Raw genomic sequence first — 24,314 nt, 5'->3', positions numbered from 1 at the left:
GACCGGACGCCTCCGCGACCTGACGCGCCAGCGCCGCCGCGCCGCGGTCGCCGACCGGCGGCGGCGTGCCGCCCGGCTCCGGCAGCAGCGCGTTGACCGCGACGGCCACCTCGCCCTCGGTCCGCTCCGCCTGCTCCAGCAGCCGGCGCAGCTCTGCGGCGTAGTCCTCGCCCAGCGTGAGGTGTTCCGGCTCGGGGTCGTGGATCCCCACGCGCTGCCACAGGGCCGCGACATCGCCCCGCAGGCCGCGCATCCGCTGGTCGATCGCCTGCATCTCCTGCACGTACCGCGTCAGCAACCGCACCAGACCACGGCCGTGCTCGCCCAGGTCCTCACCGCCCCGCCTCACACTGCGCGTCGTGGCCAGCAACTCCTCGGTGTGATCGGTGGCATAGCTACCGCCGAACCCTTGGAAGGTGTGGTGCGTGTCGGAGCTGTCGGCCTCCACCTCCGCGGCCGACCGGCTCAACGTCCCGATCAACCGCTCCAACTCCGCCAGATCCCCCGAGTACGACGGTATGTCCCCCACACCGATCAACGACCCGCTCACACCAGTAACCCCCTTCTCCCTGCTGTCTGCGGACCGCGCCCGTCCCGGACACGGCCTCCCCACCCCTGCCGACGGGGCTCTGCCCCGCGGTGATCTCATCTGTAGCAGCGCCGACAACGCGGGTGCAACGGGTGACCGACGGATGTCACAGTGTTGTGCCACGCAGCTGCGCCACGGCGGCGAGTGAGCGCCGGGATCGTGCGGTGCTGCGTGATGCCAAGGGCCGTCGTACGGCGTTACCGGGTACGTGGCTGCGTCGGTGTGCCGCGGGCGAGGAGAGGCCAGCATGTCCGCATGACCGACCCCTCCCCCACCACCGCGGCGACCGATCTCGCGTGGCCGTTGTCGTTCACGCAGTCGCTCTCGGCCACGCGGCGCGGCGCACGACTCGCCAGGCTGCTCTGCGTCATGGAGCTACGCACCTGGGATGTGCCGCACTGCCTCCGCGAGCGCGCCGAGCTGGTGATTGCGGAACTCGCCGCCAACGCCGTGCTCCACGGCAGCGAGCCGAGCGATCCACGCTGCGACGGATTCCGAGTTGGTGTCCGGTACGCCCCGGCGGCCGAACTGCTGCGCATCGAGGTCACCGACACCGGAGCGGGCGCAATCCGGCCTCCCGAGCGCTGCAGCCGCCCAGCGCCGCCTGCGGGCCCGGACGGCGTCAATGAGGTCGAGCTCCGCCATGAGCCGCTTCTCGAGACCGGCCGCGGCCTGGCGCTGGTGACCGCCCTCGCCGACCGCTGGGACACCGTCCCCCACCAGCCCCAGGGCAAGACCGTGCGCGCCGTACTGACCATGCTCTGGGCGGCCGACTGACACGCCCCTGCGCAGGCACGGAACCTCAGGGCCTGGGCGCGGCCGGGCATCTGCAGGAGCACCCTGCCGGCCCCGCGGCTCACTGCGACAGCACTGCCACGGGGAAGTGGCAACTCCCCGTGTGGCTCGCATGGGCCCGCTTGTGTGAGATGAGGATGTGCAGTCGCACGCGACCGCCCAGAACCGACATCAGGTCAGCGCCGTCCAGGGTGATGAACGGCGTGGCGTAGCTTTTCGCAGCCAGGGCATCGCTCGTGAAACCACTGCTCTCGACGGAACGCCTGTCCAGCTGGCGGAGAGAGCTTTGCTGACCTCCGCCGCCAACGCACCGGCCCAGGTCAGGTGTGGCTGACAGCCGCAAACCGAAACGGCGGGGACACGACCGGTGGACAGACATTGGCCGCTTCGCACCGCGGCGCCCCACCCCGCCGACCAGGCCACTGCCTCAAACTCATGTCAGCGGACAATGGTCTGGATCTCCTGGACGGTGACTTCCTGGGTGGTGCCGAACTCCCCGTCGGGCAGGGTCGTGCCGCTACCGTCCGAGCCCTCCCAACTGACCTCCCACACGACGGTCGCGCTGAACGGGTACGGGCCGCGGTCGTGGGTCGCGCGGTGGTAGGTGACGCCGCAGGCCGGCGCAGTTTCCGAGTCGCCAGTCGTGTAGGGCCGACCCACACCGCCGTCCGCTCCGACCGCGCAGCCGTCGTGTACCGTCGCGTCACCCGTCCCCGGATCCAGCTCCACCCGAGACGGGGTGGCGGTGACCGTTGCCGACAACTGCGAGTAGCCACTGATCGACGCGGTCACCGACACCGGCGCCAGATCGGACGCGTCCATCCACACCCAGGTCGCCAGGTTCACCTTCTGCGCATCCGCCGCCGGACTCAACTCCGCCCGCACCTGAGGAATCTCGACCTCGGCATAGGCGAGCTCCGCGAGCATCTCGGGTGTGGGTGAGCCCGGGTACGGCGGCGGGGTGTCATCATGGTCCACCCAGAAGATCCGGGACTCACAACTCGCGATCGAGCCATCAGGATGGTTCGGGTTCGAGTGCACCGTCCACCAGGCACCCTCGCCCTCCCGCCCGATGTTGTGGTCCTCGTACTCACTCTTCTCGCCGTAGGTCTCATCGTGTGTGTCGACGATCTCCTGAGCGTTGTCGGGGTCGGTCTTGTACGCCTGGTCCTTGGCGTAGCCGTCCCACCACACCTTGAACTCCGACGCCGACCACCGAGGCGCGTAATAGCACGGCGGCGGCGACCAATTCGCCTGCCGCCCGGACAACGACCCACCGGCACCCGAATGCGGCGGATCGAAGACGATACCGCCGACGCCGCTATCAGAACCGGCCTCCGCCCTCAGCGTCGCACCATCTCTGCCACCGCGAAACTCGGTGTCTCGACTATCTCGCCCCTTGCCGCTGGCAGCTGCGGGCGACACAGAAACCACCAGCACAAAAGACGTAACCAGCAACGCAGTCACTGCTCGCATCGTCCCTCCCCATCCCTGGCCTCCAGGGTCACGGTCTGCCAGACTCCCGCGTCGTTCACCTGCTGCCGGGAGGTGAAGTGAGTCGTGCCGCCGTCCGGCTCCTGCTCGCCGGTCTCCAGATCGATCAGATAGGACTCCGAGGTGTCCCGGCAGTAGCTGCTGACCGCAGCAGTCTCCGACTGCATCTCCAGGGAACGGTTGTAGTAGCGCGTCGTCCCCCCGAAGGAGAGCTTGTCGTCATGCATGCTGGCAATGACTTCGACGCTCTCCAGCAGAGCCATATCGGCCTGATAGAAGGGCAGGGAAGGCACCTTTGTGTCGCCGCTGGTGATGGCCTCGTCCACGGCGTTGATTCCGTGCTCCTGGTCGGCGAGGACGGCGAGCTCGACCGGGTCGTCGGTGTCGACCTTCTCGAAGACGTTGTTCACGTCGTCCGGCAGGGTGATCTCCGGGCGGTCGATGCCGTCGTCGGGCAGTTCGTCCTCGCCTGACCCGTCCTCCCCCTCTTCGCTCTCTTCGTCCGTGGGCTCCGGCGACGCCGAGGAGGTCGTGTCGACACCGGGCAGTGCGTCGTCAGTGGAGTCGTCGCTCCCGCCGCAGGCGGTGGCGAGCAGGCCGGTCGCCAGCACGGCAGCGATCACAGAGGCAGAGATTCGGCGCCGCATGTCAAAACCCCTCGGAAGCATTCGAACAGAGAAATGCGGGTCACGATACGTCATGTCCCGGACACCCCGAGGTGCAGGCGGCCGGCAGGGCACGCTCCGGTGGAGACGCGGCCCGACGGCGCCGCGGTTCCGGCGATCCGCAGAGCGGCAGAGGGGCACCGGCTCTGCGCAAAGCCTGGCTCAGGGTTCTAAACGCCCCCGGCGTGCGCTCCCCCGCGCGAGTGAAGGCGGCGCATCGGTGGTGGTAGGAGCTGCTCTGATGTGCTGGTCGAGCGCTGGTCTCGGCCGTCTCACCACTCAGAAGGGCCCTTCACGGTGCCGCACGGACAGAACAACTACTCCCGCGTCATCCGCGCTCCCGCTGCCGCGACCCTCGGCACCAAGGAGCACCTCCCCGGCGACCAGCTGCTGGCTTCGCTGAAACCGGACGAGGTCTTCATGATGGGCGACAACGCCGACCTTCCGCGGATGCCAGAGCAGCCCACCCTGGCGGACTACTTCCGTCTTCGCCTGGCGCTGGACCCGTTCACGGTGCGGCACATGTTCCAGAGCGCACGGCGGGCACGTGAGCAGGGTATGGGTGAGAAGGTCGTGCTGGCCTGCCTCCTGCACGACATCTCCGTCGCGGGCCTGCTGCGGAGTCAGCACGGGCACTGGGGAGCGCAGCTCGTGGAGCCCTACGTGGACGAGGAGGTCGCCTGGGCGATCCGGCAGCACGAGGTGCTCCGGTTCTTCCCCGACGACACGGTGGGGTACGGCTACCCGCAGGCGTACGAAGGGTTCTTCGGCGCGGAGTACCGGCCACCGGCCCACACGCGGGAGGCGTATCGCGAGGCGCGGCGTCACCGCTGGTACATGTCGGCCCGCATGGTCACGGTCAACGACGTGTACACCTTCGACCCGGACGTCGAGGTGGAGTTCGGTGAGTTCGAGGACGTGGTCGGACGTCACTTCCGGCAGCCGGCGCAGGGGCTGGGCTTCGACGGCTCGGCGGTCGCCCACATGTGGCGCACGATGATCTGGCCGAACAACTTCCTCTGAGCACGCCCGCGGCCGACGTGTTCAGCCGTGCGCGGCGTGTTCACGCGGGCGCGGGGTCGCTGTCCGCGAGGAACGAGTCGAGGAGGCCGGCCGTGGCCACGGGGTCGGTCGTGTGGTGGACCGTGCGGATGCCCAGCGCCTCCGCCGGTGGCAGGTTCCCCGCGCGATCGTCCACGAAGACGCACTGCGGCCCGGTCAGGCCAAGGGCGTCCAGCGTGCGTCGGTAGATCTCCGGAGCGGGCTTTCGCACCCCTTCGCGCTCAGAGAGGACGACGGTGTCGAAACAGTCCGTCCACAGGCCCTTGTCCTCGTACGGGTTGTAGGGCTCCAGCCCGAACGAGTTGCTGAGCATCGCGACCTTCACACCGGACGCGCGGGCGCGCCGCGCCGCTGCGACGATCGCTGGCTCCGGGTGGAGGTTGGCGAGTGCCCGGCGCATGAGATCGGTCGGGTCGATGCCGAGGATGCCGCCGATGACACGGTTCCACTCCTCCTGGGTGGCCTCTCCCACCTCAAGTGCGGCGTAGACCGCGATCCCGTCCGGGTGCGAGCCCAACGCGGCGAAGTACGTACCCGGTTCCAGCCCCTCGGCCCGCTCGAACGCCTCACCGTTCGAGCGCATCCGGGTGGTGAGGACACCTCCGAAGTCGAGAAGGAGTCCACGGTACGAATCCGGCACGACTGCCTCCCTGCTCGCTGCACGCGCAGCGCCGATCGAACGGTGGCCGCGGTGGGGGGCGCGAGAGCGGCCGGCGTGGCGGAGCCGCGGCACCCCGGGCCACGTGTGGGCCCGACCGGCACGCTCCGAGCATGTCCGGTGCGGGGCGCCCTGAACCCGGCGCCGTGGGCGGGGAGTCGCCGCCGCGCGGCCCCCGAACCTGGGGCGTCTCGCCACGAGGGCTTCCGAGGGGACCCCGGAGCCGGTCGGACGGCCGCGGAGGGGTGATCGTCCGCCCGGCGGGCGGAGTGTCACCCTGCCTCCGATGCCGTCGGCTTCGGCTTGGGCGTCGGCGTCCGCCCCGCCGTGGGGGGCGCCTCGCCCCAGCCCGTGAAGACTCCCGCGAGGACGTCGTCGGCCCGGCGGCGCCAGGTGTAGCGGTCGAGGACCTCGCTCCGTGCCTGCCGCCCGAGCTGCCGTCGCAGCGTCCCGTCCGTCACGAGCTCATTGACGGCGTCCGCCCACGCCCGGGTGTCGTCGGGCGGGCGCAGCAGGCAGTTGACCCGGTCGTGGAGCACCTCGCGCAGCACAGGCAGGTCGGAGGCGATCATGGCCCTGCCGTGGGCCATGTACTCGAAGACCTTCATCGGCGAGGCCCAGCGGCCGGTCTCGGCGCTGCGGCCGGCGGTGTACACCCGCTGCTGGTAGGGGGCCAGCACCACGTCGAAGGCGGAGACGTAGGCGTGGACGGCGCCCGGTGGCCGGTGGCCGTGGAAGTGCACGTTGGGCAGTCGGCAAGGGGCTTCCCAGTGTGCCCGGTCCCCGGGGGTGCCGCCGACGAGGTGGAAGTCGAAGCCGGGCAGTACGGCGGCCAGTTCCAGGATGAGGTCGATCCCGCGCCCCTCGTAGAGGTGCCCGACATAGCCGACGCGCGGCACCCCGGTCCGACCCGGCAACTCCGGTGCGGGGGAAGCCCCGTGCGCGGCGGGCACGTCGGCGCAGTCGGGGGCTACGCGGAGCGGCAGCAGGCCCGTGCCGGCGTGGGCGGTCTGGAGATCACCGGCGAGGGCGTGGGTGATGACCACCACCCGACGGAGTGCCGGATGGGCGAACAGCCGGCTCTCCGTCGCCAGCGCGTCCCGGTCGTCCCACACGTGGTGGCTCTCGTACACGACGGGTGCGACATCGGCCGCCGCGAGGACGGCGTAGGGGTCGCGTCCGTAGGCGAGGTCGGGCGTCTCCGCCACCAGCAGCGCGCGCACCCGGGCCGCGCGGGCGCGGAGCGAGGCGGGATCGGCGTCGGGCAGCGGGATTCGGCGGATGCGGAAGCGGTGGCGGACCCCGTAGTAGGTGTACGGGTCGTCGGCCCGGTGGGTGCCGGGCAGCGTGTAGAGGGTGACGTCGTGTCCGGCGGCGGTGAACGCGTCGCACATGCGCATGACGTGAATGCCGTTGGCGTAGACGGACGGGATGCTCCCGGCGTGCAGGTAGGCGATGCGCATCAGGTTGTGGGCCCGTTCGGTCCGGAGGTCGGGTGGTGTGCGCGCGCCCGTTCGTACCCGGGGCGGCGGCGCAGCGCGGCGCGCAGGAGGTGCCGCCCGTACGCCGCGGTGGCGCGCGAGCGCAGGGAGGCCAACGGTGCCAGCGGGCCGCGCAGCAGGCGGGCGTCGTCGTAGGGCACCCAGCCGCTGCCCTCGGGGTTGTATCTGGGGGCGCCGACGCTGATGCGTTTGGTGAGGACGACCCGCGTCTCGTCGGTGGTGTTGGCCTCCGACGCGTGGACGTGGTCGCCCGAGAACAGCAGGATGTCGCCGGGGTCGAGGGCGAAGCTGACGGGCGTGCCGAGCTGCTGGCCGGGGGCCACGTCGTAGCCGGCCCGGCGGATCGGCGCACGGTAGAGGTCGGGGTAGACGAGGAGTCCGTTTCCGGGACGGACGCGGCCCAGTGCCATCCACAGGTTGACGGAGTTGAGGGTGGTGTTGAACCACGAGTCGACGTGGGGCGCGGTCGGCACGACGAAGCCCGCGAGCGGGCCGAGGTCGTCCCGTTCGGCGACGACCCGGTGCGGCAGCATCGTCCTGACGCCGAAGTGGCGGCTGACGTGGACCCGCGGTTCCCCGGTGCCGGCCGTGGCGGCGAACGCCAGGCACGCCTGTGCGGCGGACGGCCGGAGTGCCGTCTCCATGCGGGTGCGCAGGGCCATGGCTTCCTCGATGCCCACGACCGTGTGAAGGCCCTCGATCCCGGTGCGTTCCAGGGCGCGGGCGGCAGTGGGCGGCAGCGTCTCGGCGGCGGCGAGCCGGGTGGCGCGGCGCAGCGGTTCGAGTGCGTCCAGCAGCTGCAACCCGTTTCTGACGATGACGAGCAGGCCGTCGTCCACCACACGTCGGAAGGGCACGTCGAGCGACGCCCGGCCAGGGTGGATCTCCAGGGGGTCGTGGCGCCCGGTCGGGCGGGACTCGGCGTGCGGGGCGGGCTCGGACATCGGTGCCTCCTCATCGGGATGGGGGCGGTGCCGGTGCCACCGCGCCCGGACGACGGCGGCCCCACCGCCGCGGCGCCGGTTCTCCCGCGCCGGGCCGGGGCCGTGGAGGGTGGGGCGGCGGTGGACGGGGTGCTCAGGTGACGGGCAGTTCGTACACGGAGACGTGGTAGGCGCTGGCCGCCGTGAACGCCTCTCCCGACCAACCGCCGTACCGGTTCCGCAGTCGCAGCCCCGCCATCGCGGCCATGAGGTCGAGTTCCCCCGCGGACGCGTAGCGGAAGGACACCGGCACGTGGTGGACGCCGTTGCCGTCGAGGACGAGGTAGTGCGATGAGTAGCGCTGGGAGGCGCGGTCGATGGTGCGCATCCGTACCGTCATGCCGCCTTCGATCGGGACGACGTGGAGGGCGGCTTCCGGTGCGGCAAGCGCCTCGGGGACGTGCGCGTCGAGCACGAAGAGTCCGCCCGGCAGCAGTCTCGCCGCCGCGGCGGCGAAGCAGCGGGCCTGGGACTGCTGGGTGGGGAGTTCGAAGAACCCGCCGGAGACGACGTAGACCATGGCGAAGGAGCCGTCGACCGGGACGCTGCTGAAGTCGCCCGCGGTGACCGTGATGTCGTGGCCGCCCGGTTTGGCGCGCAGGCGTTCGGTCATCTCGGGCGCGCCCTCGACGCCGTGCACGTCGAGACCTCGCGCTGCCAGCGGGAGGGCCACCCGGCCGGTGCCGGAGCCGAGTTCGAGGACGGGACCGTCGCCGGCGGTCTTCGCGAGGGCGGCGAGCAGCTCGACGGTGCTGTCCGTGACGGGTGAGGGGAACCAATCGTCGTACCTGGCGGCGAAGGTGGCCGCGTAGTGGGGCGATTCCTGACCGGGCATCGGGGACGGTCCTCCTGGTGGGTGGCTGCGGGGTCGGTGGGGCCGGTCGGCCCGGTCGGTCGAGGGCGGCGGGTCACCCGAAGGGGTGCGGGCGGTGGGTGCGCAGCGCTCCGCCCGGCCCGCGGGGACCGGCAGGGAGCGGGAGCGCTCCCGGTGCCACGACGCGCATCACCTGGAGCCCGGTCTCCAGCGACTGTCGCGACGGCGTCGGGACGGCCACCACCTCCTGTCCGGTGTGGTCGGCGAGAACGGCGGCGGGAGCGGGCAGGGCGCGCTGCCGCCGGGTCCCCGACGAGGCGGCGGGTGCGTCCGCGAGCCACAGCCGCAGGCTGTCCTGGCGGTGGAACGTCCACAGCGCGTGGTGGAGCGCGGTACGGGGTGGTGTCGTCCCCGCCCAGGACTGCCAGGTGCGACGGGCGACGCGCGTGCCCATGCTCCACCGCACCATCAGGGCCTCGTACACCGCCTTCTCGGCGGCCCGCTCGGCTGTCGGCCCGTGGCCTTCGGGGCCGCAGGCGGCGCCGAACGTCTGGCCCTCGCCGTTGGCGTCGTGCAGGCAGGCCGCGACGCAGCCGACGCCCGCCGGCGCGGGGACCAGCAGAAGCGTCGCGGTCAGCCCCAGCGCGGCCAGCGACGCCCGCAGTGTCGGCCGCAGCCGCAGGTGCGGCGCGACGGTCGGTGCGCCGGCTTCCCCGTACCAGCTTCGGCGGATCAGGTCGCGTTCCAGGATCTCCCATACGGCGTGGTGAGTGGCCGCGATCGGGTCCGGGTGAGCCGCCAGCCCGGTGGAGCCCGTCCCGATGTCCGGTTCCGCAGGTGGCCGGTGCCGCAGGTAGACCGCTCCGGCGGGGACGAGCAGTTCACGCCCGGTCGACAGGGACCGGCCGGTGACCCACAGCCGGGGCGTTTCCCGAGCGTCGACGGCGGTGCCCGGCCGGCCCACCAGCGGGGCGGGGTCCAGCGCGGGCCGTCCGGCCAGCCGCAGTTCGTGGTAGCTGGCGGTCACGCGTAGCTCTGCCTCGGCGGCCCGTCCGGCGGTGATGTTCCCGATGCGTTCGACGAGTTCGCCGGTGGCCCGCGGCGAGACGTCGTCCGGGTCGTGCCCGGCCGCGCTGCCGGTGACCACGTCCGACCCGTCGGACCTGCCCGGCCCGCCCGCACCGGCGGTGCCGGTACCCGCGCCGGTGCCCGTGCCGGTGTCCGCGCGGGTGCTCGTCGTGGTGCCGGCGGTGAAGAGCGCGGAGCGGGCCGCGACCCGGGCGAAGACGACGTCCGGCGCCTGCGGGAAGGGGTGGAACAGCTCCGCCGCCCAGGGCCGGGTGGGTGAGCGGGGCGTGCTCATCCGGTGCCCTCGGCCGCGACCTGCGCCAGGAGTCCGCGCCCGGTGTCGGTGAGGGAGGACCGGTGGGCGTGGAGGGTGGCGGCGGCCCGCGCCGCGGCGTCCCGATGGTGCCGGTGACGCTCGCGCAGCGGCCCCGGGTCGATGCCGGGCCGGGAGCCGGAGTCGAGGAGCCGCCCGAGGAAGGTCGCGCTGCGGGAGAGGACCACCATCTGGTGGAAGAGACCCCCCAGCGGCCGGGGGTCGGCGCGCAGCGGCGTGGGGACGGGAGCGACCCGGTCGGCGGCCCGCTCCCAGAAGGGTGTCGACGCCAGAGCGGCGTTGCACCGCACGTGGGTGCCCTCGTGCACCAGGGCCTCCGCGAGACCGAGGCCCCCGTCGGCGCCGGGTGGCGCGTCGGCCCCCGGCGCGAGGCGGTCGCGGTGGAGGAACAGCGCGCCGTGGACGGTGAAGTCGGTGAAGCCCTCGATGGCCGTTCCCCGGAGCAGCACGACCTGGCGGACCGTGCGGGTCAGTTCGTCGAGCATCTCCGGCCACGCGGCGCGCAGCAGTCCGGCGGCGTCGGTCAGCACCCGGAGGTGCGCGTCCTGCCAGGGGGTGACGGCACAGTCCTGGGCTCCGCCGGGTGAGTCCGGGGGCACGCCTGCCAGGGCGCGGACGACGGCACGGTCGAGGTGTGACTGGGGTCCGGCCGCTTCCACCGACCAGCCGTGGTGATCGGTCGGCGTGGCGGAGCGGGCCAGTGCGACGGCACGGGCGAGCGCTGTCGCGAGTTCGGCGCGCCGCGGGGCGGTGAGGGTGTCGGCCCGCAGTGCGCGCTGGGCGGTGTGCGCGACGTCGATCACCGCCGGGTGGGAGACGTCGGACCCCGTGAGTTCGAGACCGGACGCCGTGAGGGCCTCGCGGGTCCGGGTGGCCGTGCCGCCGCCGGTGTCCGACGTCGCGTCCCGTGGCGCCGGCATCGCGTCCACCAGGCCGGCGCGGCGCAGCGCGGCGAGCGTGCGGCGGCCAAGCGCCGCTTGATCGAGTGCGGCACCCGCCGCGTCCGGACCGATGTGCATGCGACCGTTCCCCTTCCGCCGGCGTGATCCCGGCGCGCGCCAGAAGTGGCGCGCGGTGACCCGGTCGGCCACCGCGCGCGTCACACCGGGACGTTCACTCGCAGGCCGGGAGGTCGACCAGCAGCGGAAGCTCCGGCAGTTCGTCGGGCGTGACCTGCTCGATGTCTTCGCTCATCGCCAAACTCCTCTCCTGAACGCCGGATCCCGCCCTCACGGCGGTCACTCGACGTGCGGCAGGGCTCATCATCACGGCCGCGTGGGCGTCTTCCAACGAGACGGGCGAGCCGCCGTCCCGGAACTGGCCACCGGCGCGCGCCCGTTCCGCGACATTCTGCCGTCCCGGGGTTATGTGGTGGCCACCGACAGTGAGCAGCGTCGGGGGTCGGTACGCGGCGGGGTCAGCGGGCCCGCGGCGCTTTCGCGCCGATCCCCGGCGCCGTCACGGAACGCGCAATACGTCCGGATAGCCGTGTTCCGTCGAAGATCACCACTCGCCATACTTTGGCGCGGTCTTCGTTGTTCGCCCGGAGGGTCCTCCTCCGCCACTTCCCCTGGAGGGCCCGGTGCCCGACGCGACGAGCGACGCCCCCCGCGCCGCAGAGCAGGTCGACGGGTATCCCGGGCGGCCGAGTGTTCGCGCGGGTGAGACGCTGCGGCTGCACGTGTCGACCGGCGCGCCGGCGTTCCGCGCCGACTTCTTCCGCTGCGGTGTCCGCCCCCGCCACATGGGCAGCGTGTACGGAGCGGGACGCTACGTTCCTCCGGGCCGTCACGACGAGGACTGGTGCTGGCCCGGTCACGACGTGGCCGTTCCCGGGGACTGGCCGTCGGGTGTGTACGTCGCAGTGCTGAGCCCGGCGGCGACCGGCGCATCCCGCGCGGGATGTCCCGGAACGGCTCCGGCGGACGCGGCGCAGCTCGACGCCCGTCGCTCGCGACTGCTGTTCGTGGTGAGGGCGCGTGAGCCGGCGCGGCGGGCCCGGATCCTGTACAAGGTGCCGGTCCTCACCTACCACGCGTACAACCGCAGCGGCGGCGGCAGCCTCTACGGCTCCGCGCACTCCGCCGGAAGGCCACCGCGGGAGGCGGTGGTGACCCTGCGTCGGCCCGGGGGTGGCATCGGCGGGCCGGTGAAGGGGTTCCCCGACGCCCACGACCTCCGGACACCGCGTCAGACCTTCGCCCACTGGGACGCCCCGTTCATCGCGTGGCTGGAGTCGTCCGGTCGGACCGTGGACTACTGCACCGACCTGGATCTCCACGAGAGGGCGGACCTCACGGACGGATACCGGCTGCTGCTGTCCGCCGGCCACGACGAGTACTGGACCGCGCGCAGCAGACGGCATGTCACCGCCTTCCGCGACCAGGGCGGGAACATCGGCGTCTTCGGTGGGAACACCTGCTGGTGGCGGGTGGAGGTGGCGGACGACGGCTCGACGGTCCGGTGCGCGAAGTACCCGCCGGGTGCGCCCAGGGGTGTCGACGTGGACACCCTCAGAGGCGCGCCCGACCACTGGTGGGAGACGGAACCGGAGAACGCGGTGACCGGTGTCAGCTACCGCAACGGGGGTGGCCACTGGGAGGGGCTCCGCGCCCCCACCGGGTACACCGTGCAGCACTGCGACCACGAGCTGTTCGAGGGCACAGGGCTGCGCGACGGCGACCTGCTGGGCGCCGCGCACGCCCTCGTGGGCTACGAGTGCGACGGCGCCGCTCACCGCCGCGACCGGCGGGGGCGGGCCGTCGCGACGGGCGCGGACGGGACGCCCGACGACTTCACGATCCTGGGCCTCGCCGACCTGCCTGCCGCGTCCGGCTGGCACTTCGCCGCCCGGGAGGATCCGGACCCGGGCCGGGCGGCGACCTTCGGCCTCTACACCCGGGGCGGCACGGTCTTCAACGCCGCCACGGTGGACTGGGCACGGCTGCTGCGCCTGGACCCGGCGGTGGAGACGATCAGCCGCAACGTGGTCGACCTGCTGTCCTGACCCGCCGGGGCTGCTGGGCGGACCGGCGCGGGGACGCACCCGGCGCCGCGTGCGCCGTCCGAAATCCCCGAAACCCCCGGGCTGCCGCGGGCCCCTACATCCGACAGCCGCGGGCCCCTACATCCGACAATCGACGTGGGCGGACGGCTCCGCCCGGTTGGGAACGCGTATGCCGGACACAGAGCCATCCGCCCACGCCGCGGCGGCCTGCCGCGAAGGTACTGGCACCGGAGGCGTCGGATGACCGCCGGCGCACCCGGAACCGCCGGTTCGTCCGCTGCCCGTGGCCGGGTGGTGGTGGCGGGCCAGGGCTATGTGGGCCTGTCACTGGCGGTGCGGGCCGCGGAGGCGGGCCACCGCGTGGTGGGCTTCGACGTGGACGAGGGGCGGGTCGGTCAACTCGCCCTGGGCAGCTCGTACGTGGAGGACATCTCGTCCGAGCGACTGGGCGCGCAGCTCGCCTCCGGCGCGTACCGCGCGAGCAGCGATCCGGTCGACTGCGGCGGCTTCGACATCGCGGTGATCACGGTGCCCACGCCGCTGCGGGAGCGGCGGCCCGACCTGTCGCACGTCGCGGGATCGGCGCGGATGCTCGGCGGCTTCCTCCGGCCGGGGGCGACCGTGGTGCTGGAGTCGACGACCTACCCGGGGACGACGCAGGAGCTGGTGGGCCCGATCCTGGAGTCCGCGTCCGGTCTCCGGGTCGGCAGGGACTTCCACCTGGGGTACAGCCCGGAACGCATCGATCCCGGGAACACCCGCTGGCGGCTGGAGAACACGCCGAAGGTGGTCTCCGGGGTGGACGAGCGGTCCCTGAAGCAGGTCGAGGAGTTCTACGGCTCGATCGTCGACACGGTGGTGCCCGTCAGCGGCTGCGGCGCCGCCGAACTGACGAAACTGCTGGAGAACACCTTCCGGCACGTCAACATCGCGCTGGTCAACGAGCTCGCGATGTTCGCACACGAGCTGGGCATCGACGTGTGGGAGGCGATCGACGCTGCCGCCACCAAGCCGTTCGGATACCTGCGGTTCGACCCGGGCCCCGGTGTGGGCGGCCACTGCCTGCCGATCGACCCGTCGTACCTGTCCTGGTGGGCGGAGCGGACGTCGGGCCGACCCTTCCGGTTCGTGGAACTCGCCAACGACATCAACAGCCACATGCCGGATTACGTGGTCCAGCGACTCGTCCAGGGGCTCAACCAGCGGGGCAAGCCGGTCAAGGGGTCCCGCATCCTGCTGCTCGGGCTCGCGTACAAGCCCAACACCAGCGACGCCCGGGAGACGCCCGCGGCGCGGGTGACGCAGTCCCTCCGGGCGATGGGCGCGGACGTCCGCGCCGCCGACCCGCATCTCCACCCGGCGCCCGCGCAGGCGGACGCCCTGCAGGAGGTCCGCCGGGTGGAGGCCACCGCCGAGGAGCTGTCCGGCGCCGACGCGGTGGTGCTCCTCACCGACCACGACGCGTTCGACTACGCGGCCGTCGCGGCCTGTTCGACGTGGGTGCTGGACTGCCGGCGTCGGCTCGGCGGCGACAACATCGACATCCTCTGACCCGAAGGGCACAGCGTGAAGATCACGGTCACCGGCGGCGCCGGTTTCATCGGCGGCAACCTCGTGCGGCACCTGTCGGGGATGGCGACGGTCTCCGAGATACGGGTCGTGGACGACCTCTCGACCGGCTCCCGGGAGAACATATCCGGGCTGCCGGTTCGTTTCCTGGAGGGCAGCGTCCTGGACCCCGGGCTGCTCGACACCGCGTTGGACGGTGTCGACTCGGTCGTCCACCTGGCGGCGCTCCCCTCCGTCTCGCGCTCGGTGACGGACCCGGTCGCCAGTCACCACGCCAACGCGACGGGCACGCTGGCCGTGCTGGAGGCGGCGCGGCGCGCGGGGGGAACGCAGACGATCGCCGCCTCGTCCTCCTCGGTCTACGGCGCCAACCCCCACCTCCCGAAACACGAGGAGCTGCGTCCGCGCCCCATGAGTCCGTACGCGGTCGGCAAGCTGGCCGCCGAGTCCTACCTCGCGGCGTACCACCACTGCTACGGGTTGCCGGTGCTGCCGTTCCGCTTCTTCAACGTCTACGGGCCGCTGCAGTCCGCCGGGCACGCCTACGCCGCCGTCGTACCCGCCTGGATCGCGGCTGCCATCACCGGCAGGCCGCTCGCGGTCCATGGGGACGGCAGCCAGACCCGCGACTTCACCTACGTCGGGACCGTCTGCCAGGTCCTCGCGCAGGCCGCACTGCGCGGGGTGACCTCGGCCGAACCGGTCAACCTCGCGCACGGCGGGCGGACACCGCTCACCGAGCTGATCACCGAACTGGAGTCGGTCATGGGCACGGCCCTGCCGCGCGAGCACCATCCCGTGCGGCCCGGGGACGTCCCGCACTCCCAGGCCGACGGCACCCGACTGCGCGCCCTCTTCCCCGACGTCGGGCCCGTCCCGCTGCGCGAGGGACTGGAGCGGACCGTCCGGTGGTTCCTCGGCGACGGGCGGTAGTCGCCGGCAGCGCGGCGGCGCTCGACGGGCGTTCGGGAGACAGGCCGACGGCCGAGGCAGGTCGGCCGGTGCGGCCCGCACCGGCCGACCTCGCCGTCAGTCGCCGACCGGCCGCTTCGCGATGACCGCGATCTCGATGGCCTGGCCCGCGCCGAAGCTCGGGGCGAGGGTGCCGACCGCCTCCCAGCCCTCGCCGCCGAGCACGGTCAGGTCGCGTTCGATCTGCGCGTAGTCGAAGGCCTTCCAGCCGAGTTTGTAGGTGAGCACCTTGTGCTCCCAGCGGGTCGTCATCAGCGAGTCCCTTCCATGGTCGCGAGGTGCGTCGCCGTCCCGCCCTCGTGGCGTTGCGGACGGCGGACGCACACCAGCAGCCCACACCGTGCCCCCGGGGCACGGTCAAGGAGGCCGGTCGGCGCGCCCCGGGGACTGCGGCCGGCGCGGTAGACCTCGCGCTCCTCGACGTCACGGAGCTCTCGCGGAAGACGTGCTCCTCCTTCCCCGGCCTGCCGATGATCGTCAGCCACGAGGACGGTTCCCGCTCGGTCGCGCGGGAGGTGCGCGGTGAGGACGGCGTCGAGGTCCGGGCAACCTGGACGCGGTGGCCGCGGCCAACTCCGGCCCCGACAGCGGGACGGTGGACTCCCCGGGTGTCGCGGCGCCGGCGGTGACGGTCGGTGCCGTCGACCACGAGGACGTGCCGGCCGGGTCTCCTCGTCGGTCCGACGGAGGTCGACGCCCGGCTGAAGCCCGACTTCGCCGCGCCGGGCGTGGAGATGGCCGCGGCGGCGGCCATCGGCAGCGCACTGGAGACGGTCGCGACGCCCGTTGCCGACGGGGACACGGGGATGTCCGGCACCTCGACGGCGACGCCCGTGGTGGCCGGGGCTGCGGCGCTGATGGTGCAGCAGAACCCGGAGTGGAGCGGCGAGCAGCTCAAGGCGGCCCTGGTGGGTTCCGCGGCCGAGGTCGAGGGGACGCCGCGGCAGGCACCGGCCGGGTGGACGTGGCGGGTGCGCTGGACCGGAAGGTGACCGCGGGCTCCGGCGCCCTCGGCTTCGGCGCGGTGGCCCTTCCCTTGGCCATCGGTGACACCGCTCCGGACCCGGATTTCCTCCTCTCGCTCGCCTCGCTGCACCTCGGTGACGGCGGACGAGTTCGAGCCGATCGACGGTCCGCCGATCGTCCGGTTCCGGCCCGAGCCGGCGCTGGACAACACCGCACCCGCGGACGAGCGGGGCTTCCCGCTGCCGCCGGCACCGCAGGGCGTGGACGCGGTGTCGCTGGTGGTGGAGAGCTCGGTCGACGGCGGCGCGAGCCGGACGACCGTCCACGACGGGGCAGGGGACGCCGACTCCGTCGGGATCGACAACCCACCTGCCGGGGGCACGGTCTCGTTGCGGGTCACGGCCACCGACGCCGGCGGCAGCCGTACGGTGCAGACGATCGTCGATGCGTGACGGACACGCTGACAGCGCGTACCGGGGCCCGGCCCGGGGAGGCCAAGTGGCTGGAACCGCATGGCCGTTCGACTCCACGGTGCGTGCCGCCGGTCGGGCGCGCCTACGGTGACCTCGCTCCGGCCGGACGCGCCTCCCGCGCGCCCGGCGCAACCCGGTCGCAGCCGGCCGCCCCCACCCGAGGAACGACATGACCACCGAAGACATCCGCGCCGCACGGCAGCAGCTCGTCCTGGACCACTTCGAGGACGAGGTGAGACAGGAGTGGGACGACGTGCTCTCGACGTTCCCCCACCCGCACTACGAGCTGATACCGACGATGACCGTCCACGACGGCGGGGAGCAGGTCCGCGGCTACTACGCCGAGACGCGGGTCGCCTTCCCCGACCAGCGCCACGAGATCATCGCCCTGCGGCACGCCGACGACGCGGTGATCGTCGAGTTCTGGTTGATCGGCACGCACCTGGGCCCGCTGGGGCGGATCCCGGCGACCGGCGGCACGTTCCGGGTGCGGATGACCGCGTACTTCATCTTCGACGAGGCGGAGAACCTCGTCTGCGAGCGGGTCTACTTCGACACGCTCAGCATGCTCCGTCAGCTGATCGGCGGGCTGAACATGCGCAATCCGAAGAACTGGCTGCTGACCGTCCGCTGCCTGCGCGGGCTGCTGAAGATGGCGGGCGGCGAGCCGCACCCCTCCCTGGTCGACACCGTGGAGCCGGACCTGACCACCCGTCGCCCCGCCACCACCTCCGTGGAAACGGGTTCGTCCGACGCGGCGTCCGGTGTCGCGGCCACCGACACGACGACGGCCGCGACGGCCGGAACGGCGGCCGGAACACCGACCGACGACCCCGCGAGGCCGGAGGCCGATTCGGACGAAACCTCCGACACCCCGGCCCCGGCCCCGGCCCCGGCACCGGACGGGACCGGCACGGCGCGCTGACGACAGCCGTGCCGCCGGCGTGCGCTGACGCGCTGGTGGGTCCCGGCGCGCGGTCGGCGCCGGGACCCACCGCCGAGGTCAGTGGTCGTGGCCGGAGCCCTCGTCGGCTCCGCCGTGGTCCTCATGGCCGCCGCCGTCACCGTCCCCGGTCGCGTGGTGGTGCTCGTACTCGGGGATGGTGCCGTCCGGCCGCTTGACCAGCAGCAGTCCGGCCATGCCCATGTCGGAGTGGCTCTGCACGTGGCAGTGGTACATCCAGGCGCCCGGTCCGGCGCCCTCCCCCGCCACGATCTGGAAGCCGAACGAGTCGCCGGGGCCGGTGATCTTGTTGTCGATGACCCGGCTGGAGTCGTCGGGGCCGCTGAGCAGGCCGGTGCGGTTGTCCGCCCAGCGGTGCCCGTGGATGTGGAAGGTGTGGTAGAGCTCGCCGTGGGTGAGGTTGATGATCTCGACCCGGTCGCCCATGGTGACCTCGAAGTCGGGCCCCACACGGTTGTTGTTGGTGAGCATGTCGTTGAAGACGATGGTCAGCGTGCGGTCGGGGAGGATGTCGCCGTCCCGCCTGACGACCAGCGCGCCGTAGAGGCCGTTGCGCACGCCGGCGGTGCCGTGGTCGGTTCCCACGACGTGGTCGTGGTACTGCCAGTAGCCGGCGCTGCCCTCGCGCCAGGTGCCGTCGGCGCGGCGCCCGGGGATGTGGGAGCGCCAGGTGTAGGTGCGCTTGCCGCCCGGCGGGACGTGGCTGTTCGACATCCGGGTGCCGTCGCTGGATATCTCGTAGTCGACGCCGTGGACGTGGAGGCTGGCGTCCACGTCCATGGTGTTCTCGACCTCGATGTGGAGGGTGTCGCCCTCGACCATCTCGATGAGCGGCCCGGGGATGCTGGCCTTGCCCTTCTCCAGCCCGTAGCCCATGCGCCCGTCACCGAGGCGCTCGATGAAGAGCTTCATGCGACGGGTCTCGTTGCGGGCCTTCGCGGTGCGGACCGACATCGGCGAGGCTCCGTCGGCGCGGCTCGGCGGGCTGACCGCCGTCAGGGACGCGGCACCCGCGATGGCGGCGGCGCCCCAGAACAGCGACCGCCTTCCGAGTCCGCGGTCCCCCGTGGTGGTGCTCGCGTCGCGCCATGCGCCCTCGGTTCCGTTGCCACCGCCGTGGCCGCTGTTCGCGGCATTCATCAGCAGAACTCCCTCTGACTTCGGCCAGTTGAGCGACGACGCGAGGAGCGCCACCTCTCAGGACCGGCACAACGTAGCCACCCGCGACGACTTTTTCCAGACCCAGGACAAACTTTTGCCGTTTTTCGGCATAACCCCTTGGCGTGCACCTGTCGGGGGTCTACCTTGCTCGCTGACCCCGTAAGCAGTGAGGAGTGGGTGGCACATGCGGCCAACACCGCATCACAGTCCCATGAGTTCGGAGCCAGGGAACAGACCCGGCGCGGGCGGGGGCGGCCGAATGCGCCGCTCACGTCGCACGCGCGCCTGGGCCGCGGCCCTGCTGTCCGGCGTGATGGCGACCGGCGCGCTGTACGCGACGCCCGCCAGCGCCCAGCCGTCCGCCGAGAGCGTTGCCTCGGCTCTCAACCTGCCGTCCCCACCGGGCGGCGACGACGTCCGCGTCCTGGTGTTCCACGGCTCGGCCAACGAGGAATCGCCCACCGTCAACGCGGGCATCGCAGCCCTGGAGAGCATCGGCCGCTCCGGACCCGCCGCCCAGCGGTTCCGCATCGAGGCCACCGACGACGCCTCCGTCTTCACCGACGGCCGCAAGCTCGGCACCTTCAACTCCGTCGTCTTCCTCACCGGAGAGGGCGACGTCCTCGGCCCGGAGGAGGAGTTGGGCCTCCAGGCGTACCTGGGCGCCGGCGGCGGCTTCCTCGGCGTCCACGAGGCGGCCCGCACCGAGCCCTACTCCGACTGGTACCGCGACCTGATCGGCGCCCGCGCCACCGAGGACAGCGGCGACGTCGCCCAGCGCGCCACCGTCGAGGTCGGGGACCGCGAGCACCCGGCCACCGCCGAACTTCCCCTGGAGTGGAACCGGCTGGACCGGTGGCTGAACTGGGAGGACAACCCCTCCGGGGACGTCCACACCGTCGCCCGCGTCCGCGAACTCGACTACGAGCCGGGCGAGTCGGCCAACGGGCCGGACCACCCGATCTCCTGGTGCCAGGACTACGCCGGCGGCCGGTCCTTCTACACCGCCATGGGCGGCACCGTCGGGTCCTGGGCCGAGGCGGACTTCCGCGATCACCTGCGCGGCGCCCTGACCTGGACCAACCGCGTCGTCCGCGCGGACTGCCAGGCCACCGTCACCGGGAACTACGTCGCCGAGCGGCTGACCGCGCCCAACCAGCCCGGTGAGCACGACCAGATCGGCGAGCCGCACGGCCTGGTCGCGGCGCCCGACGGCCGCATCTTCTACATCGGCCGCGGCGGTCGCGCCTCCGACGCCCCCGTCGTCACCGACTGGAACAACCCCGATGTCGGCAAGGGCGAGGGCGAGATCCACGTCTGGGACCCGAAGACCGAAGAGGTCTCCCTGGTCGGCTCCCTCACGATCTTCGGCAACAAGGGCGGCGGCGGCGAGCTGATCAAGACCGAGGAGGGCCTGCTCGGCATCGAGCTCGACCCCCGGTTCGCCAGCAACGGCTGGATCTACCTGCACTGGACACCGCACTCGGAGATCGACCGCGACAAGCGCGTCGCCGAGCGCCGCGTCTCCCGCTTCACCGTCAACCGCTCCACCGGCAGGCTGGACCTGTCCTCGGAGAAGGTGCTGCTGGACTGGGAGGTGCAGATCCACAGCTGCTGCCACGCGGGCGGCGGCATGGCGTGGGACAGCGACGACAACCTGTACATCGCCACGGGTGACACCAACTCCTCCGGCTTCACCGGCGGTTACTCCGGCAACAACCCGGAGCCCGTCTACCAGGGCATCTCCTTCGCGGACGCCCGCCGCACCTCCGGCAACACCAACAACCTGAACGGCAAGATCCTCCGGATCCACCCCGAGCAGGACGGCACGTACACCCTCCCCGCCGGCAACCTGTTCACGGGACGGGAGACCGCCGAGGGCGGCGGCAAGACCAAGGGCGAGATCTACGCCATGGGTGTCCGCAACCCCTCGCGGATCTTCGTGGACAAGCAGACCGACGTGCTCTACGCCGGCTGGGTCGGCCCGGACGCCTCCGCCCCCAGCCCCACCTGGGGCCCGGCGAAGTACGAGTCGTTCGCCGCGATCACCGAGCCGGGCAACTTCGGTTGGCCGTTCTGCATGGGCAACAACCAGCCCTACCGGGACCGCAACCTGCCCGACCCGGACCAGCCGCTGGGTTGGTACGACTGCGACTCCCCGCGCAACGAGTCGCCGCACAACGACGGCCTCGTCAAGATCCCGCCGATCACCCCGGTGTCGATCTGGTACGCCCCCAACGGTGGCGGCACCGACTACCCGCGCAACGCCGACGGCATCCCCTCCTACGAGGCGGACGAGGAGTTCCAGCTCCTGCCCTGGGCGCGCGGCGGCGGCCAGGCCGCGATGACCGGACCGGTCTACCGGTACGACGAGAACCGCGCCAGCGACGTCAAGTGGCCCTCCTACTGGGACGGCAAGTGGTTCGTCGGCGACCTCTACGACGGGGTGCAGCCGCGCCACGCCGTGATCCTCGACCCCGACAGCCTCGGGTCCGGGGCGCTGCCCACGCACGCCGAGACACTGAAGGACATCATCCCGGTCGGTGAGGGCGGCATCCGCAACCTGATGGACTGGAAGTTCGCACCCGACGGGTCGCTGTACGTGCTGGACTACGGCCGCGGGTTCTTCACCTCCCATTCCGAGTCCGCCCTGTGGCGGGTGACCTACGACGGTGGCGCGCCGACCCCGGCCGCGGCCGACCTGGTCAGAAAGGGCGACTGATGAGACCGACGACCGTAGCGCCGCACCGCGTACGCCGCGGCGGCCTGTGGACCGCGCTGCTGGCCTCGGTGGTGCTGCTGCTGGGGCTCACCCCGGCGGTGGCGTTCGCCGGCGCCGACAGCCGGTCCGGTGAGGCCGAGCCGAAGAGCGACGCGGAGACAGCACAGCAGCAGGTGCTGACCTGGACGGCCGACGACCGGGTCGACACCTACGCCTCCGCACCGGAGACCGCCGTCGCCGGCCCGGCCACCATCGTGTTCGACAACAGCGAGGAGGCCGGCAACGACATCGCCATGCCGCACACGCTGACGTTCGACACCGGCGACCCGCAGTACAACAACGACGTCGACATCAACATCCTCGCCAACCCGACCGACAACAACGGCGGGGTGTACGAGGTCGAGGTCGACCTGACACCGGGCACCTACCGGTACTACTGCGCCATCCCCGGCCACGGCGCCATGCAGGGCACCCTGGTGGTGACGGAGGACGACGGCGAGGACACCACCGCGCCCGAGGTCACCGCCTCTGTGAGCGGCGCCGAGGACGAGGACGGCAACTTCTTCGGCTCGGCCACGGTCACCCTGGAGGCGACCGACAGCGGTTCCGGCGTGGAGAGCGTCGAGTTCGCCGAGGGCACGGACGGCGACTGGCAGCCCTACACCGACCCGGTCGTGGTGGACCAGGTGGGCGACCACCTGATCCGGTACCGCGCCACCGACGTGGCGGGCAACACCTCCGAGCCGGGCACGGCGGAGTTCACCGTCGTCGAGCCCAGTGACGACGAGGAGGCGCCGGAGACCTCGGCGACGGTCAGCGGCGAGGAGGACGAGGACGGCAACTTCCTCGGCTCGGCCACCGTCACCGTGACGGCCTCCGACGCGGGTTCGGGCGTCAACACCATCGAGTACGCGCTCGGCGCGGACGGCGACTGGCAGGAGTACGAGGGCCCCGTCGCGGTCCACGAGATCGGTACGCATACGCTGCGCTACCGGGCGACCGACCGCGCGGGCAACACCTCCGAGGAGGCGAGCGTCGAGTTCACCGTGGTGGAGCTCGTCGAGGAGGACACCACTCCTCCGGACGTCTCCGCGACGGTGGCCGGCACCACCAACTCCAGCGGCGCCTACATCGGCCACGCCCGCGTGACGGTGGAGGCCACCGACGACGACTCCGGTGTGGAGCGGATCGAGTACTCGCTCGACGCCGGCCCGTACCTGGAGTACACCGACACCGTCATCGTCGACGGGGTGGGGCGGCACACCGTCTCCTACCGCGCGACGGACGCCGCCGGCAACACCTCCGAGCCGGGGCAGGCCGTCTTCAGCGTGGCGCGCGGCGGCGGGGTCCCCGCCCCCAACTGCGCAGAGTTCGACGAGCGCCGCACGGTGATCGTCGGCGACGTGGACACCGGTGTGCCCAACCGGATCACCGACAACCGCTGCCGCATCAACGAGCGGATCGAGGACGAGAAGGACTGGTCCTCGCACGCCCTGTTCCTGCGGCACGTCGACGGAGTCGTGGACCAGCTCCTCGACGAGGGCGTCATCGACGAGCGCGAGGCCGGCCTCATCCGTGAGGCGGCGCGCGACTCCGACATCGGCACCCCCGGCAACACCGAGGGCTACCGCAGCCTCTTCGACGGCAGCGAGCGCAGCTTCGAGCGCTGGCAGCAGGTCGGCGGCGGTGCGTTCGAGCTGTCCGAGGACGACGCCATCACCAGCAGCAGCGATGTCAACGGCATGGGCATGCTGTGGTTCCCGGAGCGGCAGTACGAGAACTTCTCGCTGAAGCTCCAGTGGCGGGACGACGCGACTGACGGCCTGTTCACCAACGCCGGCGTCTTCGTGCGCTTCCCCGACGTGCACGGTCACCCGGAGGAGTCGCGGCCCGAGTGGGTGGCGATCAACTACGGTCACGAGATCCAGATCAACGACCGCCCCGACGGCGACATGTACAAGACCGGTTCGATCTACGGATTCGACCGCGTCGGGCTCGGCGGCGCCGGGGTCACGCCCAAGGGCACCTGGAACGACTACGAGATCCGGGTGATGGGGCAGTCCTACGAGGTCTACCGCAACGGTGTCCTCATCAACGAGTTCGAGAACTCGCGAGGGCAGCTCTTCGAGCCGCCGCGCGGCGGCGACCCGGGCAGCAACGGTCGCCGTAACGCCTCCGGCTACCTGGGCCTGCAGGTCCACAGCGCCAACGAGGTGGTCTCCTACCGGGACATCCGCATCAAGGAGCTCTGACCGGCAGACACACGGTACCGACGGCGGGGCCCGGACTCCCTCTCCCCAGGGGGTCCGGGCCCCGCCCGTCGTGCGTCCACCGCTCCGCCGGGCCGACCGCCGCGGCCGGTCGGCCTGCCTGGGGGGGGCGCCGAGCGCGGCGCGCGCCGGAGCGTTCCCCGGCGCAACCACGCGCCCCGGGAGTACCCTGACTGATGGTGACGCCACGCACTCTATCCGTGTGCGGGGTGCCTGGCGTCGCCTTCGGCACCCGCCCGTCGACGA

General features: G+C 72.1%; 21 protein-coding genes. 10 read left to right on the top strand and 11 right to left on the bottom strand.

Annotated elements, in window-relative coordinates:
* Positions 1–550: hypothetical protein (locus HCJ92_RS05560; protein WP_167932295.1), on the bottom strand; the 550-nt coding region annotated here is incomplete at its 3' end.
* 294 nt (positions 551–844) lie between these two features.
* Between HCJ92_RS05560 and HCJ92_RS05555 the strand changes: the two genes are divergently transcribed.
* Complete coding sequence (locus tag HCJ92_RS05555; RefSeq protein ID WP_167932294.1) at positions 845–1,366, top strand: ATP-binding protein; 522 nt, start codon at positions 845–847, stop codon at positions 1,364–1,366.
* A 456-nt stretch (positions 1,367–1,822) separates the two neighbouring features.
* Here the strand turns inward: HCJ92_RS05555 and HCJ92_RS05550 are convergent, their stop codons facing one another.
* Together HCJ92_RS05550 and HCJ92_RS05545 are read right to left on the bottom strand one after the other, a co-directional pair.
* The gene (locus tag HCJ92_RS05550; protein WP_167932293.1) at positions 1,823–2,851 is read right to left on the bottom strand and encodes a hypothetical protein; all 1,029 of its coding nucleotides are present in this window, start codon (positions 2,849–2,851) and stop codon (positions 1,823–1,825) included.
* Positions 2,848–3,501 (bottom strand): hypothetical protein, encoded by a 654-nt coding sequence (locus tag HCJ92_RS05545; RefSeq protein WP_167932292.1) that lies wholly within the window; start codon positions 3,499–3,501, stop codon positions 2,848–2,850. Before HCJ92_RS05545 ends, HCJ92_RS05550 begins: the two co-directional genes overlap by 4 nt.
* A 339-nt stretch (positions 3,502–3,840) precedes the next feature.
* Here HCJ92_RS05545 and HCJ92_RS05540 point away from each other — a divergent pair, with 339 nt between their 5' ends.
* Positions 3,841–4,566: a hypothetical protein gene (locus HCJ92_RS05540; RefSeq protein WP_167932291.1), complete on the top strand. Its 726-nt coding sequence runs from the start codon at positions 3,841–3,843 to the stop codon at positions 4,564–4,566.
* A 40-nt stretch (positions 4,567–4,606) separates the two neighbouring features.
* On the opposite strand, the gene HCJ92_RS05535 is transcribed toward HCJ92_RS05540, so the two are convergent.
* From HCJ92_RS05535 to HCJ92_RS05510, 6 genes are all read right to left on the bottom strand, one after another.
* On the bottom strand, positions 4,607–5,245 hold the full coding sequence (locus HCJ92_RS05535) for an HAD-IA family hydrolase (RefSeq protein ID WP_338054032.1): 639 nt from the start codon (positions 5,243–5,245) through the stop codon (positions 4,607–4,609).
* A gap of 290 nt (positions 5,246–5,535) precedes the next feature.
* A complete protein-coding gene (locus HCJ92_RS05530; protein WP_167932290.1) occupies positions 5,536–6,726 on the bottom strand; it encodes a glycosyltransferase family 4 protein in 1,191 nt (396 codons plus the stop codon).
* On the bottom strand, positions 6,726–7,709 hold the full coding sequence (locus HCJ92_RS05525; protein WP_167932289.1) for a phytanoyl-CoA dioxygenase family protein: 984 nt from the start codon (positions 7,707–7,709) through the stop codon (positions 6,726–6,728). Before HCJ92_RS05525 ends, HCJ92_RS05530 begins: the two co-directional genes overlap by 1 nt.
* Positions 7,710–7,842: 133 nt before the next feature.
* Entirely contained in the window at positions 7,843–8,583 is a 741-nt protein-coding gene (locus HCJ92_RS05520; RefSeq protein ID WP_167932288.1) for a class I SAM-dependent DNA methyltransferase, read from the bottom strand.
* A 73-nt stretch (positions 8,584–8,656) separates the two neighbouring features.
* Positions 8,657–9,925, bottom strand: a complete 1,269-nt coding sequence (locus HCJ92_RS05515) for a YcaO-like family protein (protein WP_167932287.1) — start codon at positions 9,923–9,925, stop codon at positions 8,657–8,659.
* On the bottom strand, positions 9,922–10,983 hold the full coding sequence (locus HCJ92_RS05510; RefSeq protein WP_167932286.1) for an aKG-HExxH-type peptide beta-hydroxylase: 1,062 nt from the start codon (positions 10,981–10,983) through the stop codon (positions 9,922–9,924). The genes HCJ92_RS05515 and HCJ92_RS05510 overlap by 4 nt, the downstream gene beginning before the upstream one ends.
* A gap of 563 nt (positions 10,984–11,546) precedes the next feature.
* Between HCJ92_RS05510 and HCJ92_RS05505 the strand changes: the two genes are divergently transcribed.
* The 3 genes from HCJ92_RS05505 to HCJ92_RS05495 all read left to right on the top strand — a co-directional run bounded on the left by HCJ92_RS05505 (position 11,547) and on the right by HCJ92_RS05495 (position 15,473).
* Positions 11,547–12,971, top strand: coding sequence for a N,N-dimethylformamidase beta subunit family domain-containing protein (locus HCJ92_RS05505; protein ID WP_167932285.1), 1,425 nt, complete (start codon positions 11,547–11,549; stop codon positions 12,969–12,971).
* Positions 12,972–13,211: 240 nt separating this feature from the next.
* Positions 13,212–14,522 (top strand): nucleotide sugar dehydrogenase, encoded by a 1,311-nt coding sequence (locus tag HCJ92_RS05500; RefSeq protein ID WP_167932284.1) that lies wholly within the window; start codon positions 13,212–13,214, stop codon positions 14,520–14,522.
* Between the two features lie 15 nt (positions 14,523–14,537).
* Positions 14,538–15,473: an NAD-dependent epimerase/dehydratase family protein gene (locus HCJ92_RS05495; protein WP_167932283.1), complete on the top strand. Its 936-nt coding sequence runs from the start codon at positions 14,538–14,540 to the stop codon at positions 15,471–15,473.
* 96 nt (positions 15,474–15,569) lie between these two features.
* Here the strand turns inward: HCJ92_RS05495 and HCJ92_RS05490 are convergent, their stop codons facing one another.
* Positions 15,570–15,764 carry a DUF4177 domain-containing protein gene (locus HCJ92_RS05490; RefSeq protein ID WP_167932282.1) on the bottom strand — a complete coding sequence of 65 codons (195 nt, stop codon included), beginning with the start codon at positions 15,762–15,764 and terminating at the stop codon, positions 15,570–15,572.
* Between the two features lie 383 nt (positions 15,765–16,147).
* Here HCJ92_RS05490 and HCJ92_RS25300 point away from each other — a divergent pair, with 383 nt between their 5' ends.
* The 3 genes from HCJ92_RS25300 (at position 16,148) to HCJ92_RS05475 (ending at position 17,876) form a co-directional block, all read left to right on the top strand.
* Positions 16,148–16,504, top strand: coding sequence for a S8 family serine peptidase (locus tag HCJ92_RS25300; RefSeq protein ID WP_167932281.1), 357 nt, complete (start codon positions 16,148–16,150; stop codon positions 16,502–16,504).
* Between the two features lie 108 nt (positions 16,505–16,612).
* Positions 16,613–16,930: a hypothetical protein gene (locus tag HCJ92_RS05480; RefSeq protein ID WP_167932280.1), complete on the top strand. Its 318-nt coding sequence runs from the start codon at positions 16,613–16,615 to the stop codon at positions 16,928–16,930.
* 190 nt (positions 16,931–17,120) lie between these two features.
* Positions 17,121–17,876: an ester cyclase gene (locus HCJ92_RS05475; protein WP_167932279.1), complete on the top strand. Its 756-nt coding sequence runs from the start codon at positions 17,121–17,123 to the stop codon at positions 17,874–17,876.
* 78 nt (positions 17,877–17,954) lie between these two features.
* On the opposite strand, the gene HCJ92_RS05470 is transcribed toward HCJ92_RS05475, so the two are convergent.
* Positions 17,955–19,055 (bottom strand): multicopper oxidase domain-containing protein, encoded by a 1,101-nt coding sequence (locus tag HCJ92_RS05470; protein ID WP_167932278.1) that lies wholly within the window; start codon positions 19,053–19,055, stop codon positions 17,955–17,957.
* 280 nt (positions 19,056–19,335) lie between these two features.
* Here HCJ92_RS05470 and HCJ92_RS05465 point away from each other — a divergent pair, with 280 nt between their 5' ends.
* Positions 19,336–21,798: a ThuA domain-containing protein gene (locus HCJ92_RS05465; RefSeq protein WP_209310755.1), complete on the top strand. Its 2,463-nt coding sequence runs from the start codon at positions 19,336–19,338 to the stop codon at positions 21,796–21,798.
* Positions 21,798–24,050, top strand: a complete 2,253-nt coding sequence (locus HCJ92_RS05460) for an OmpL47-type beta-barrel domain-containing protein (protein ID WP_167932276.1) — start codon at positions 21,798–21,800, stop codon at positions 24,048–24,050. Before HCJ92_RS05465 ends, HCJ92_RS05460 begins: the two co-directional genes overlap by 1 nt.
* Positions 24,051–24,314: the final 264 nt, after the last annotated feature.

This window comes from Streptomyces spiramenti (assembly GCF_012034385.1).
Classification (GTDB): Bacteria; Actinomycetota; Actinomycetes; order Streptomycetales; family Streptomycetaceae; genus Streptomyces; species Streptomyces spiramenti.
The sequence above is the reverse complement of the archived record's forward strand: the minus strand, read 5'-3'. Positions and strand labels throughout refer to the sequence as shown.